Below are 13,432 nucleotides of genomic sequence, written 5' to 3' on the forward strand. Positions count from 1 at the left end.
TTTTGTATACAATAATTCACGAAAATCGCCACATGCGACGAAAAGCCACAGCAGATCTGGCTTCCGACAAATGGAACAGACGCTTGATAAAATGGATTGACCTGCGTCGCCCGCCGTGAATACACTCTGCACAAAGCCACTTGTATACAATTATAAAACGTAAGAGGCACAAAACCATGAGCAAAATGAGAGCAATCGAAGCCGCCGTTCTGGTGATGCGCCGTGAAGGGGTTGATACCGCTTTTGGCATCCCCGGCGCCGCAATCAACCCGCTGTACTCCGCCTTGCAGAAGGTCGGTGGCATCGATCACGTCCTCGCTCGCCACGTTGAAGGCGCCTCGCACATGGCCGAGGGCTTCACCCGCACCAAGGCCGGCAACATCGGCGTGTGCATCGGTACTTCCGGCCCAGCCGGGACCGACATGGTCACCGGGCTCTACAGCGCCTCGGCCGACTCGATCCCGATCCTGTGCATCACCGGGCAAGCACCCCGCGCCCGTATGCACAAGGAAGACTTCCAGGCGGTCGACATCACCGCCATCGTCAAGCCAGTGACCAAGTGGGCAACCACCGTCATGGAACCGGGCCAGGTGCCCTATGCGTTCCAGAAAGCCTTCTACGAAATGCGCTCCGGCCGTCCAGGTCCAGTCCTGATCGACCTGCCGTTCGACGTGCAGATGGCTGAAATCGAATTCGACATCGACGCCTACGAACCGCTGCCGCTGGCCAAGCCTTCCGCCAACCGCGTGCAGATCGAGAAGGCCCTGGCCATGCTCGATCAGGCCGAGCGTCCACTGCTGGTCGCCGGTGGCGGCATCATCAATGCCGACGCCAGCGAGTTGCTGGTGGAGTTCGCCGAGCTGACCGGTATCCCCGTCATTCCTACCCTGATGGGCTGGGGCACTATCCCGGACGATCACCCGCTGATGGTCGGCATGGTCGGCCTGCAAACCTCGCACCGCTACGGCAACGCGACGATGCTCAAATCCGACCTGGTACTGGGCGTCGGTAACCGTTGGGCCAACCGTCACACCGGTTCGATCGACGTGTACACCGAAGGCCGCAAGTTCATCCACGTCGACATCGAGCCGACGCAAATCGGCCGTGTGTTCAACCCCGACCTGGGCATCGTGTCCGACGCCGCCGCCGCGTTGACCGTATTCATCGAAGTCGCTCGTGAATGGCAAGCCGCCGGCAAGCTGAAAAACCGCAGCGCCTGGCTGCAGGATTGCCAGCAGCGCAAGGCCAGCCTGCAGCGCAAGACTCACTTCGATAACGTGCCGGTCAAGCCACAGCGCGTGTATGAAGAGATGAACCAGGTGTTCGGCAAAGACACCTGCTACGTCAGCACCATCGGTCTGTCGCAGATTGCCGGCGCGCAGTTCCTGCACGTCTACAAGCCGCGTCACTGGATCAACTGCGGCCAGGCAGGCCCTCTGGGCTGGACCATTCCGGCGGCGCTGGGCGTGGTCAAGGCCGACCCGACCCGCAAGGTCGTGGCCCTGTCGGGCGACTATGATTTCCAGTTCATGATCGAAGAACTGGCGGTGGGCGCGCAGTTCAAGCTGCCGTACATCCACGTGGTGGTCAACAATTCGTACCTGGGGCTGATCCGTCAGGCCCAGCGCGGTTTCGACATGGATTACTGCGTGCAGTTGTCCTTCGATAACCTGAACGCTCCGGAACTCAACGGTTACGGGGTCGACCACGTCGCGGTGGCCGAAGGCCTCGGCTGCAAGGCGCTGCGTGTGTTCGAACCGGCCCAGATCCAGCCTGCCCTGCGCAGGGCCCAGGAACTGATCGAAGAGTTCAAGGTACCGGTGATCGTCGAGATTATTCTGGAGCGCGTGACCAACATTTCCATGGGCACCGAGATTAACGCCGTCAATGAATTCGAAGACCTGGCGCTGGTCGGCAACGATGCGCCAACGGCGATTTCGTTGCTGGACTAACTGCTGATCGCTCCCCTGTAGGAGCGAGGCTTGCCCGCGAAGGCGTCGTACCATTCAACATTGATGTCGACTGACACGACGCCTTCGCGGGCAAGCCTCGCTCCTACAGGGGACCTCACAAATTCAAGGGAAACCACCATGCCGCGTTTCGCAGCCAACCTGTCCATGCTGTTCACCGAACAGGATTTTCTTGCCCGTTTCGAAGCGGCCGCCAAGGCCGGCTTCAGTGGCGTCGAATATCTGTTTCCTTACGACTTCAGCTCCGCCGAGATCAAGGCCAGGCTCGACGCCAACGGCCTGACCCAGGTGCTGTTCAACCTGCCGGCCGGTGAATGGGCCAAGGGCGAGCGCGGTATCGCGTGCCTGCCGGACCGGGTCGAAGAGTTCCGCGCCGGTGTCAACCTGGCGATCGCTTACGCCAAAGTGCTGGGCAATACCCAGGTCAACTGCCTGGCGGGTATCCGTCCACCAGGCGTCGACGATGCCACAGTGGAAAAAACCTTCGTCGCCAACCTCAAGTACGCGGCCGACAAGCTGCAAGCGGCGGGCATCAAACTGGTGATGGAAGCAATCAACACCCGCGACATTCCCGGTTTCTACCTGAACAACACGGCGCAAGCCCTGTCGATTCGCGAGCAGGTCGGCAGCGCCAATCTGTACCTGCAATACGACATCTATCACATGCAAATCATGGAGGGCGACCTGGCCCGCACCATGGCCGCACACCTGGGCGAGATCAACCACATCCAGTTGGCCGACAACCCGGGGCGCAACGAACCGGGCACCGGTGAAATCAACTACCGCTTCCTGTTCGAACACCTGGACCGTATCGGTTACCAGGGTTGGGTTGGCTGTGAATACAAGCCGCTGACCACCACTGAAGCGGGTCTGGGCTGGCTGAAAGCCCATAACGCGATCTGAACGAACAACACAAAACCCTGTGGGAGCGGGCTTGTCGGATCGCCGCACCGCCGCGATGACGTCGGCACAGCACACATCAATGTTGCCTGACCCACCGCCATCGCAGGCAAGCCAGCTCCCACATGAATCTGCTGCGTCCCCAAGACTGTATTGCCGCATCGGAATATGCGTCAAATAAAGAGGAATTTCTCATGGCTAAAATCGGATTTATCGGCACCGGCATCATGGGCCACCCAATGGCGTTGAACCTGCAGAAAGCCGGTCACAGCCTGTTCCTGTCGGCGCACCACGACGCCGCCCCGGCCGACCTGATCGCCGCTGGCGCGGTCGCCCTGGCCAACCCGAAAGAAGTCGCCCAGGAAGCCGAATTCATCATCATCATGGTGCCGGATACTCCGCAGGTCGACGACGTGCTATTCCGCGCCGACGGCGTTGCGGCCGGTGTCGGCAAAGGCAAGGTGGTGATCGACATGAGCTCGATCTCGCCGACCGCCACCAAGGCTTTCGCGGCGAAAATCAACGAAAAAGGCGCGCAGTACCTCGACGCGCCAGTGTCCGGCGGTGAAGTCGGCGCCAAGGCCGGAACGCTGAGCATCATGGTCGGCGGCGATGCCGATGCCTTCGAACGCGTGTTGCCGCTGTTCCAGGCCATGGGCAAGAACATCACCCTGGTCGGTGGCAACGGCGACGGTCAGACCGCGAAAGTGGCAAACCAGATCATCGTGGCGTTGAACATCCAGGCCGTGGCCGAAGCCCTGCTGTTCGCCTCGAAGAACGGTGCCGATCCAGCCAAAGTGCGTGAAGCCCTGATGGGCGGTTTCGCTTCGTCGAAGATCCTCGAAGTCCACGGCGAGCGCATGATCAAAGGCACCTTCGACCCGGGCTTCCGCATCAGCCTGCACCAGAAGGACCTCAACCTGGCCCTGGCCGGTGCGCGCGAACTGGGGATCAACCTGCCGAACACCGCCAACACCCAGCAAGTGTTCAGCACCTGCGCGGCCATCGGTGGCAGCAACTGGGACCACTCGGCGCTGATCAAGGGCCTGGAACATATGGCGAATTTCTCTATTCGCGATAAATAAGCCCCGCACCAACCCCTGTGGGAGCGGGCTTGCCCGCGATGGGATCACTGCGGTGTGCCTGATACACCGCGTCGCCTGGATCGCAGGCAAGCCAGCTCCCACAGGACCGCGTTGCAGCACCTGCTGTCGTCTTACCCCAATAACAAGAATTCCGGGAGCCCGCCATGTCGGTCGATCCGCAACAATTGCTGCGCGAGCTGTTTGCCACAGCCATCGACGCCGCCCATCCAGAGCAAGTCCTCGAAGCCCATTTGCCCACTGACCGCAGCGGTCGGGTGATCGTCATCGGCGCCGGCAAAGCCGCGGCGGCCATGGCCCGGGTGGTCGAGCGTTGCTGGCAGGGTGAAGTGCGCGGTCTGGTAGTGACCCGTTACGGCCACGGCGCCCCGTGCGAAAAAATCGAAGTGGTCGAAGCCGCGCATCCGGTGCCTGATGCTGCCGGCCTGGCGGTCGCCAAACGCGTGCTCGACCTGGTCAGCGACCTGACCGAAGCGGACCGCGTGATCTTCCTGCTCTCCGGCGGCGGCTCGGCATTGCTGGCCCTGCCCGCGGCCGGTATCACCCTGGCAGACAAGCAGGCAATCAACAAAGCCCTGCTCAAATCCGGCGCCACCATTGGTGAGATGAACTGCGTTCGCAAACACCTTTCGGCGATCAAGGGCGGTCGTCTCGGCAAGGCCTGCTGGCCTGCCACTGTTTATACCTACGCGATTTCCGATGTACCGGGCGACCTCGCCACGGTCATCGCGTCCGGCCCGACCGTGGCCGACCCGAGCACCTCCAGCGAAGCGTTGGCGATCCTCAAGCGCTACGGCATCGAAGTGCCTGCCTCCATGCGCGACTGGCTGCAAAGCCCGGAATCGGAAACGGTCAAACCCGGCGATCCGAGCCTTGCGCGCAGTCATTTCCAACTGATCGCCCGCCCCCAGCAATCGCTTGAGGCCGCTGCGGTGAAAGCCCGTCAGGCCGGTTTCAGTCCGCTGATCCTCGGTGACCTGGAAGGCGAATCCAGGGAAGTGGCCAAGGTTCACGCCGGCATCGCCCGTCAGATCGTGCGGCATGGCCAGCCCTTGGCGGCACCCTGCGTGATCCTCTCTGGCGGTGAAACCACCGTCACGGTGCGCGGTAACGGCCGTGGCGGACGCAACGCCGAGTTCCTGCTGAGCCTGACCGACAGCCTCAAAGGCCTGCCCGGCGTCTACGCCCTGGCCGGTGACACCGATGGCATCGACGGCTCCGAGGACAACGCCGGCGCGCTCATGACCCCGGACAGCTACGCCCGCGCCGCCGCGCTCGGCCTGAGCGCCAGCGACGAGTTGGATAACAACAACGGCTATGGCTATTTCGAGGCGCTGGACGCCCTGATCGTCACCGAACCAACCCGCACCAACGTCAATGACTTCCGCGCCATCCTGATTCTCGAGAGCACAAACAATGACGCCTGACAAAAAAGTCAAAATCCTCGCCACCCTCGGTCCGGCCACGGACGGGATCGACGACATCCGTGAGCTGGTGCAGGCCGGGGTCAACATCTTCCGCCTGAATTTCAGCCACGGCGATCATGCCGACCACGCCCAGCGCTACCAGTGGATTCGTGAAGTCGAGCGCCAGCTGAATTATCCGCTGGGCATTCTGATGGACCTGCAAGGTCCGAAACTGCGGGTCGGCCGGTTCGCCGAGGGCAAGGTGCAACTGCATCGCGGTCAGGCACTGCGTCTGGACCTGGACCCGACGCCGGGGGATCAGCGGCGGGTCAATTTGCCCCACCCGGAAATCATCGCGGCGCTGGAACCGGGCATGGACCTGCTGCTCGATGACGGCAAACTGCGGCTGCGCGTGGTCAGCAAATACGCCGACGCCATCGACACCACCGTGCTCAATGGCGGCGAGCTGTCGGACCGCAAAGGCGTCAACGTACCGCAAGCGGTGCTCGAGCTGAGCCCGCTGACCGCCAAGGATCGTCGCGACCTGAGCTTCGGCCTGGAGCTGGGTGTGGACTGGGTGGCGCTGTCGTTCGTACAGCGTGCGGAAGACATTCGCGAAGCCCGCGAACTGATCGGCGACAAAGCATTTTTGATGGCCAAGATCGAGAAGCCGTCGGCGGTGGCTCAACTGCGGGAAATCGCCGAACTGAGCGACGCGATCATGGTCGCCCGTGGTGACCTGGGTGTGGAAGTGCCGGCCGAAAGCGTGCCGCAGATTCAGAAAAACATCATCAGCACCTGCCGCGAGCTGGGCAAACCGGTGGTGGTGGCGACACAGATGCTGGAGTCGATGCGCTTCTCTCCTGCGCCCACCCGTGCCGAGGTGACCGACGTCGCCAACGCCGTGGCCGAAGGCGCGGACGCGGTGATGCTGTCGGCGGAAACCGCGTCCGGCGAGTACCCGCTGGAAGCGGTGCAGATGATGAGCAAGATCATCCGCCAGGTGGAAAACGGCCCGGACTATCAGGCGCAACTCGACGTCAGCCGGCCGAAGGCCGAGGCCACAGTATCCGACGCCATCAGCTGTGCGATCCGGCGCATCAGCAACGTGCTGCCGGTGGCAGTGTTGGTGAATTACAGCGAGTCGGGTACGTCGAGTTTGCGTGCGGCGCGGGAACGGCCGACGGTGCCGATCCTCAACCTCACGCCGAACCTGCAGACCGCGCGCCGGTTGACCGTGGCGTGGGGCGTGCACTCGGTGGTCAATGATCGGTTGCGGCAGGTGGATGAGGTGTGCTCGACAGCGCTGGAGATTGCGCAAGCGCAGGGGATGGCTCAGCGCGGGGACACTTTATTGATCACGGCGGGAGTGCCGTTCGGGCAGCCGGGGTCGACTAACTCGCTGCGTATAGAGACGTTGATTTAGCATCTGCACCGGCCCCTTCGCGGGCAAGTCGGATCGCCGCACCGCTCGCCCCTACAGGAATGCGCTGTCCCTGTAGGAGCGAGCGGTGCGGCGATCCGACTTGCCCGCGAAGAACGATTACACGGCTCCCCTGACATACAAAAAAATGCCTGCCCACCACTTCAACACCCACTGCCCCGACTGGGCCACAGCCCTGCTCAACGGCTTCAGCCAGATCTTCCTCCAGCGTCACCCGCTGTGCGGCCTGCTGTGCCTGCTGGCGATTCTTTTCACCGCGCCCTCCCTGCTCGGCGGTGCGCTGCTGGGTGGCGTCGCCGGATTGCTCACCGCCCAGCGTCGCGGCTACGCCAAGGCCGATCGCCAGGCCGGGCTGTTCTGTTACAACGGTGTTTTGCTCGGCATGCTGCTGAGCCTTTGTTTCCCCTGGTCCGCGATGTTGCCGCCGCTGATCATCGCCGCCGGTGGCCTGAGTGCGATGCTGATTCAACAATGGCTCAAACGCGCCCGCGATCATCAATGCCTGCCCGCCTACACCACACCCTTCGTCGGGTTGAGCTGGTTGCTGCTCTCGTTTGCCGCCCCCCAACATCCGGCGCCACTGATCGAACTGAATACCCTCAACGTGCTTGCCGCCTCATGGAAGGGGCTCGGTCAGGTGATGTTTCTTGGGCATCCGTTGGCCGGTGCGCTGATTGCGGCGGGGTTACTGATCGCTGATCGGCGTGCATTTCTCTGGGCGTTGCTCGGCTCGATTGCCGGTGTCGGATTCGCTCTTTTGCATTACGAAACGTCAAACGCGCTGCTGGGTTTGAGCGGCTACAACCCGGTGCTCGCTGCCCTCGCCTTCAGCCAGGTTCGCCGCCAGCCCTGGCTGCCGTTGCTGGGCATTGTCCTGGCAATACTGCTCACACCAGGCTTCGCCGCACTCGGTCTGGCCCCATTGACCGCGCCATTTATCCTCGCCTGCTGGCTGATCCGTGCCGGCATTCGTGTGCTGCGCCAGGCCGCCGCTGACAGTGCGCCTTGCGCAACCACCGGGAATCACCCTAGGCTTCGCTGATTCCCGATTCAGGCGTTTTCCATGGACAGCAGCAAAAACTGGCGTGAAGAGCTTTACGTCATGATTTTCCAGAGCGACACCAAGGCCGGGCGGCGCTTCGACGGCATCTTGCTGTTGATCATCCTCGCCAGCATTGTGATCGTGATGCTCGACAGCATCGACGCGATCCACCAGAACTACGCCAACCTGCTGGCGTACATCGAATGGGGCTTCACCATTATTTTTGCGATCGAGTACGGCCTGCGCCTGTACTGCTCGCCCAAGCCGTTGCGTTATGCGTTCAGCTTTTATGGGCTGGTGGATTTGCTGGCGATCGTGCCCGGCATTCTTGCGCTGTATTACAGCGATGCGCAGTACTTGCTGATTATCCGGATCATTCGGATGCTGCGGATTTTCCGCGTGCTCAAACTCAGCCCGTACCTCAAGCAAGCCAACTATCTGATGTCGGCGTTGCGCGGCAGCAAGCAGAAGATCGTGGTATTTCTGCTCAGCGTCTGCACGCTGGTCACGGTATTCGGCACGCTGATGTATGTGATCGAAGGCCCGGAACACGGGTTCACGAGCATTCCCAAAGGTATCTATTGGGCTATCGTAACGTTGACCACCGTGGGGTTCGGCGACATTGTCCCCAGGACGCCGCTGGGCCAGGTGGTTTCGTCCCTGGTGATGATCACCGGCTATTCGATCATCGCTGTGCCGACCGGGATTTTCACTGCCGAACTGGCGAACGCGATGCGTGGCGAACAGCAGCAGACCGATTGTCCGGTGTGCAAGAAAAACAGCCACGAACAGGGTGCGGCATTCTGCTCGCGCTGCGGCAACGCATTGTTTAAGAAACTGGAATAAGCAAAGCACTTTTTAATCTTTAAAGGACTATGTGCCTCCGGCTATAGTCGCTGGCAAAACGGTGGCAACACTTCTTTTAATGACTGAAAAATAACCCTGTAGGAGCTGGCTTGCCAGCGAAGGTCTGAAGAACGCCGCGTTCCGTCAGCAAACACGCGTTATCGTTAACGACCTTCGCTGGCAAGCCAGCTCCTACACAAAAACAAGGAATGCGCAGTGAAAAAACTCTTTGGCGCCTCACTTCTGGCCGCTGGCTTGGCCCTGACCAGCGTGGCGCAAGCCGCACCGACCCTGCTTAACGTGTCCTACGACGTGATGCGCGATTTCTACAAGGACTACAACACTGCGTTCCAGAAACACTGGAAAGCCGAGCACAACGAAAACATCACCCTGCAGATGTCTTTCGGTGGCTCCAGCAAACAGGCGCGTTCCGTGATCGACGGCCTGCCAGCCGACGTCATTACCATGAACATGGCCACCGACATCAATGCCCTGGCGGACAACGGCAAACTGATCCCGGACAACTGGGTCACTCGCCTGCCGAACAACAGCGCGCCCTTCACCTCGGCCACCGTGTTCATCGTGCGTAAAGGCAACCCGAAAGCCCTGAAAGACTGGCCGGATCTGCTCAAGGATGGCGTGCAAGTGATTGTGCCGAACCCGAAAACCTCGGGCAACGGCCGCTACACCTATCTCTCGGCCTGGGGTTATGTGCTGAAGAATGGCGGTGACGAAACCAAGGCCAAGGACTTCGTCGGCAAGCTGTTCAAACAAGCGCCGGTGCTGGACACCGGTGGCCGCGCAGCCACCACCACCTTCATGACCAACCAGATTGGCGACGTGCTGGTGACCTTTGAAAACGAAGCGGAAATGATCGCTCGCGAGTTTGGCCGCGATCAGTTCGAAGTCATCTACCCAAGCGTCTCCGCCGAAGCCGAGCCACCGGTCTCCGTGGTCGACAAAGTGGTCGAGAAGAAAGGTACCCGCGCTGCCGCCGAGGAATATCTGAAGTACCTGTGGTCGCCGGAAGGCCAGGAAATCGCCGCGGCGAACTACCTGCGTCCGCGTGATCCAGCGGTATTGGCGAAGTACACCGACCGCTTCCCGAAAGTGGATTTCCTGTCAGTGGAGAAAACCTTTGGTGACTGGCGCACCGTGCAGAAGACCCACTTCAATGATGGCGGGGTTTTTGATCAGATTTACAGCGGTCAGTAATTCCTAGTCCAATAAAAAAGGTGATCTGCGAAGATCGCCTTTTTTTGTGGGTTCCAGCAGTCACAGAATCCTTGTACAGCGTTGATCCTGTGGGAGCGGGCTTGCCCGCGATGGCGGTTTATCAATCACATCAATGCTGGATGTGCCGCCGCTTTCGCGGGCAAGCCCGCTCCCACAGGTTCTGCGACACACAGTTACATCGGAGGGGTGACGCCGTCCTTGCCCGCCGAAATTGACTGTGCCGTCAGCGTACCGTCCGCACTCTGCGTCACAAACGTCACAATCTTCACCCCGACCTTCAGCAAGCTACGATCCCCCGGCAGCAGATTGACGATCGGCACGTCCTCCGGCACCAGGATCTTCTGTTGCCCGCCCTTGTAGTGAACGGTCAGCACCCGGCCATTGCTCACGACCAGGTCGCCGACACTGCCATTGGTCATGCTGCTGCCCTTGGCCAGATCAAAGGGTCGATGCCCGTCGCCACTACCGGCCAGTTCCGGTGGAAAGACGTGAACTTCCAGGGCCTTGAGGGTGCCGTCTGCTTGCGGCACGGCAGCCGAGCCGATGTAGCTGCCAGGTTTGATGTCTTCGATATTGGCCAGGGTGACAGCGCGGACTTTGGTGTCTTGGGTCAGGTGGATGACCACGTTTTCACCGCTGTATACATGGACGTTCAACACATCGGCATTGACGCCAGTGATCTCGCCGCGCACGCCGATGCGCATGCCTGGTGCGTCTTGGGCCTGAGCCAGGCCAGCGGTGCACAAGGTGATGAGGGTGATAGCAGAAGCGCCGCAAATCAGCTGACGAAACATCGCATTCATGGAAAGGGCCTTCCGGTTATGTAGTGTGGAGAACATAAGCACGCTATCGAACAAGATGTAAGTGAATGTATCATCAGGCCTCGAATTTTTGACGCATGGTGCTTCGGCAACCACGCAAAGCCGGGGTCAATCATTGCGCACAGGCATGATGACTATCACTGCAATCCCTCTTCCAGCGCTTTGGCCTGCCGCTTAGCCTGCGCGCCTTCCCTTTCGTTTAGCGAGACTCGTTATGAGCCCAGCGACCCAGGTGCCCCACGGCACCGCGACAATGACCCGAGGCATGGTCCTGCTGTTTGCCTTCTGCTGCGGCGCCATTGTGGCCAACCTCTATTACGCCCAGCCGATCATCGATCTGATCGCTCCGGACGTCGGCCTGAGCAGCTCCATGGCCAGTTTCATCGTGTCGCTGACCCAGATCGGTTACGCGTTGGGCATGTTGTTCCTGGTGCCGCTGGGTGATCTGCTCGAGAACCGCCGACTGATGATCATCACCAGCGTGGTGGCGATTGCCAGCCTCCTGGGCGCGGCGTTCACCGATCAGCCGAACGTGTTTTTGCTGATTTCGCTGCTGGTGGGCTTCAGTTCGGTGTCGGTGCAGATCCTGATTCCCCTGGCCGCGCACCTCGCGCCGGAAGAGTCTCGCGGTCGTGTGGTCGGCGGGATCATGGGCGGTTTGCTGCTGGGGATTCTGCTGGCGCGTCCGGTGTCCAGCCTGGTGGCTGACCATTTCGGCTGGCGGGCGATGTTTGTGATTGCCGCGGTATTGATGGCGGCGATCAGCATCGTTTTGGCCGTGACCATTCCCAAGCGCCAGCCTGATCACAGCGCTACTTATGGCCAGTTGCTGGGTTCTCTCTGGACCCTGTTGCGTAAACAACCGGTACTGCGTCAGCGCGCGCTGTATCAGGGCTGCATGTTCGCGACCTTCAGTCTGTTCTGGACTGCCGTGCCGCTGGAACTGGCGCGCAATCATGGTCTGTCGCAAACCCAGATCGCGATCTTCGCCCTGGTCGGGGCCATCGGCGCCATTGCCGCGCCCATCGCCGGTCGCCTGGCCGATGCCGGCCACACCCGCATCGCCTCGTTGCTGGCGCTGCTGTTCGCCAGCCTGAGCTTCCTGCCAGCCTTCATCCATCCGGTCTACAGCGTCATTGGCCTGGCGGTCACCGGTGTGGTACTCGACTTTTGCGTGCAGATGAACATGGTTCTCGGTCAGCGCGCGATTTACGCCCTCGATGCCAAAAGCCGCAGTCGGTTAAATGCGCTGTACATGACCAGCATCTTCATCGGTGGCGCGTTTGGTTCGTCGGTGGCCAGTGCTGTGTATGAGCACGGCGGCTGGTTGTGGATCGTGATCGTCGGCAGCGCGTTTCCGTTGCTGGCGTTATTGCGGTTTTTGAGTGTTTCAGAGAAGCGTTCGCTCGCTACCGCGTGAACGTCAAAAAACGTTGGTTTACGGCGGGTGATTGAAGTTCCCACCCAGCATGAGTCTTATCCTCATCGATTCTGGATGCAGTGAAGGAATCGCCAGTTAACACCGCACAGGTGAATATTTCGTTTGTTTCGTTTATTGCGATTTTCGATTATTTCGAATAGCCTGCCAACTTCAGTTATTCAGAATATTGGAAACCTCCATGTCACTCGCCACCCATCCCCCGATTACCTTACCCATGGAGCGTGAGGTGCAGGCTGCAGTCGAAGGCCAACGCACCTTGGCTGCCTTCCTCACGACTCAAATCGAAACTCAGCACATCCAGATTTTTGACCAACAGAATGAAGCCCATAGCGTTGAGCTGCCTACTTCGGCTCTGCGACTGCTGGTCGATATTTTGGCCGAGCTGGCAGCCGGCAATGCCGTCAAGGTGGTCCCGGTCCATGCTGAGCTGACTACCCAGGAAGCGGCGGATCTGCTCAACGTCTCACGCCCTCACCTGATCAAGCTGCTTGAATCCGGCGAATTGTCCTACCACAAAACAGGCAAGCACCGACGTGTGCGCTTTGTCGATTTGATGGACTATAAAAACCGGCGCGACACTGCCAGTGAGCAAGCAATGACGCTTCTTGCGGAGCAGGCACAGGCGTTAAGGACAGGATACGAGTGAGGCACTCCTCTTTTACTGCTGTTTATGACGCCTGTGTGCTCTACCCCGCGCCCCTGAGAGATTTTCTGATGTGGCTTGCACTCTCCGGATGTTTCAGAGCGAAATGGTCTCTGGAGATACACAACGAATGGAAGCGCAACCTGCTGAAAAACCGTCCGGATCTGACCGCAGAACAACTCGATCGCACGTCCGAGCTGATGGATCAGGCGTTACCCGACGCTTGTGGAACGGGTTACGAAGACCTGATTGAAGGATTAACGCTGCCCGACATCGATGATCGACACGTGCTGGCAGCTGCCATTCGTTGCAATGCCAGCGTCATCGTCACTTTCAATCAGAAAGACTTCCCTCGTGAGGTATTAGGTCCTTTCGGTATCGAGGCTCAGCATCCTGACCAGTTCGTCGACAACCTCTTTGACCTGGACCCGGCAGCGGTGATAGCGGCGGCCCAACGTCAACGAAAACAGTTGAAGATGCCACCGATAGACGTCAACACCTATCTTGATCTTCTATTGCGTCAGGGCCTGGTTCAGTCGAGCAAAGCATTGACTCTCTATGCGGCCATTCTCTGACTGCT

Annotated in this window: 12 protein-coding genes; 11 read left to right on the plus strand and 1 reads right to left on the minus strand. The window is 60.1% G+C overall.

Going from position 1 to position 13,432, the window contains the following annotated elements; all coding sequences use genetic code 11:
• Positions 1-176: 176 nt before the first annotated feature.
• The 8 genes from gcl (at position 177) to ACA062_RS24445 (ending at position 9,926) form a co-directional block, all read left to right on the plus strand.
• Entirely contained in the window at positions 177-1,952 is a 1,776-nt protein-coding gene (gene gcl, locus ACA062_RS24410) for a glyoxylate carboligase (protein ID WP_497453373.1), read from the plus strand.
• Positions 1,953-2,090: 138 nt separating this feature from the next.
• Positions 2,091-2,873, plus strand: a complete 783-nt coding sequence (gene hyi, locus ACA062_RS24415; protein WP_497453374.1) for a hydroxypyruvate isomerase — start codon at positions 2,091-2,093, stop codon at positions 2,871-2,873.
• A 191-nt stretch (positions 2,874-3,064) separates the two neighbouring features.
• On the plus strand, positions 3,065-3,955 hold the full coding sequence (locus ACA062_RS24420; protein ID WP_128869374.1) for a 2-hydroxy-3-oxopropionate reductase: 891 nt from the start codon (positions 3,065-3,067) through the stop codon (positions 3,953-3,955).
• Positions 3,956-4,119: 164 nt separating this feature from the next.
• The gene (locus ACA062_RS24425) at positions 4,120-5,400 is read left to right on the plus strand and encodes a glycerate kinase type-2 family protein (protein ID WP_497453375.1); all 1,281 of its coding nucleotides are present in this window, start codon (positions 4,120-4,122) and stop codon (positions 5,398-5,400) included.
• Positions 5,390-6,805: a pyruvate kinase gene (pyk, locus tag ACA062_RS24430; RefSeq protein ID WP_497453376.1), complete on the plus strand. Its 1,416-nt coding sequence runs from the start codon at positions 5,390-5,392 to the stop codon at positions 6,803-6,805. Before ACA062_RS24425 ends, pyk begins: the two co-directional genes overlap by 11 nt.
• A gap of 145 nt (positions 6,806-6,950) precedes the next feature.
• Positions 6,951-7,865 carry an urea transporter gene (locus ACA062_RS24435; RefSeq protein ID WP_497453377.1) on the plus strand — a complete coding sequence of 305 codons (915 nt, stop codon included), beginning with the start codon at positions 6,951-6,953 and terminating at the stop codon, positions 7,863-7,865.
• Positions 7,866-7,886: 21 nt separating this feature from the next.
• A complete protein-coding gene (locus tag ACA062_RS24440) occupies positions 7,887-8,711 on the plus strand; it encodes an ion transporter (RefSeq protein ID WP_497453378.1) in 825 nt (274 codons plus the stop codon).
• 216 nt (positions 8,712-8,927) lie between these two features.
• On the plus strand, positions 8,928-9,926 hold the full coding sequence (locus tag ACA062_RS24445; RefSeq protein WP_497453379.1) for a sulfate ABC transporter substrate-binding protein: 999 nt from the start codon (positions 8,928-8,930) through the stop codon (positions 9,924-9,926).
• Between the two features lie 194 nt (positions 9,927-10,120).
• On the opposite strand, the gene ACA062_RS24450 is transcribed toward ACA062_RS24445, so the two are convergent.
• A complete protein-coding gene (locus tag ACA062_RS24450; protein WP_497453380.1) occupies positions 10,121-10,750 on the minus strand; it encodes a hypothetical protein in 630 nt (209 codons plus the stop codon).
• Between the two features lie 232 nt (positions 10,751-10,982).
• Here ACA062_RS24450 and ACA062_RS24455 point away from each other — a divergent pair, with 232 nt between their 5' ends.
• The 3 genes from ACA062_RS24455 to ACA062_RS24465 all read left to right on the plus strand — a co-directional run bounded on the left by ACA062_RS24455 (position 10,983) and on the right by ACA062_RS24465 (position 13,427).
• Positions 10,983-12,188, plus strand: coding sequence for an MFS transporter (locus ACA062_RS24455; RefSeq protein ID WP_497453381.1), 1,206 nt, complete (start codon positions 10,983-10,985; stop codon positions 12,186-12,188).
• Between the two features lie 199 nt (positions 12,189-12,387).
• Positions 12,388-12,855 (plus strand): helix-turn-helix domain-containing protein, encoded by a 468-nt coding sequence (locus ACA062_RS24460; RefSeq protein WP_497453382.1) that lies wholly within the window; start codon positions 12,388-12,390, stop codon positions 12,853-12,855.
• A complete protein-coding gene (locus ACA062_RS24465; protein ID WP_497453383.1) occupies positions 12,852-13,427 on the plus strand; it encodes a PIN domain-containing protein in 576 nt (191 codons plus the stop codon). The genes ACA062_RS24460 and ACA062_RS24465 overlap by 4 nt, the downstream gene beginning before the upstream one ends.
• Positions 13,428-13,432: the final 5 nt, after the last annotated feature.

The organism is Pseudomonas sp. LBUM1679, from assembly GCF_059695565.1.

What these genes read in the sequence shown, in the direction of transcription:
- gcl (WP_497453373.1), top strand. Translation starts at nt 177, where the DNA reads ATGAGCAAAATGAGAGCAATCGAAGCCGCCGTTCTGGTGATGCGCCGT.
- hyi (WP_497453374.1), top strand. Translation starts at nt 2,091, where the DNA reads ATGCCGCGTTTCGCAGCCAACCTGTCCATGCTGTTCACCGAACAGGAT.
- ACA062_RS24420 (WP_128869374.1), top strand. Translation starts at nt 3,065, where the DNA reads ATGGCTAAAATCGGATTTATCGGCACCGGCATCATGGGCCACCCAATG.
- ACA062_RS24425 (WP_497453375.1), top strand. Translation starts at nt 4,120, where the DNA reads ATGTCGGTCGATCCGCAACAATTGCTGCGCGAGCTGTTTGCCACAGCC.
- pyk (WP_497453376.1), top strand. Translation starts at nt 5,390, where the DNA reads ATGACGCCTGACAAAAAAGTCAAAATCCTCGCCACCCTCGGTCCGGCC.
- ACA062_RS24435 (WP_497453377.1), top strand. Translation starts at nt 6,951, where the DNA reads ATGCCTGCCCACCACTTCAACACCCACTGCCCCGACTGGGCCACAGCC.
- ACA062_RS24440 (WP_497453378.1), top strand. Translation starts at nt 7,887, where the DNA reads ATGGACAGCAGCAAAAACTGGCGTGAAGAGCTTTACGTCATGATTTTC.
- ACA062_RS24450 (WP_497453380.1), bottom strand. Translation starts at nt 10,750, where the DNA reads ATGAATGCGATGTTTCGTCAGCTGATTTGCGGCGCTTCTGCTATCACC.
- ACA062_RS24455 (WP_497453381.1), top strand. Translation starts at nt 10,983, where the DNA reads ATGAGCCCAGCGACCCAGGTGCCCCACGGCACCGCGACAATGACCCGA.
- ACA062_RS24460 (WP_497453382.1), top strand. Translation starts at nt 12,388, where the DNA reads ATGTCACTCGCCACCCATCCCCCGATTACCTTACCCATGGAGCGTGAG.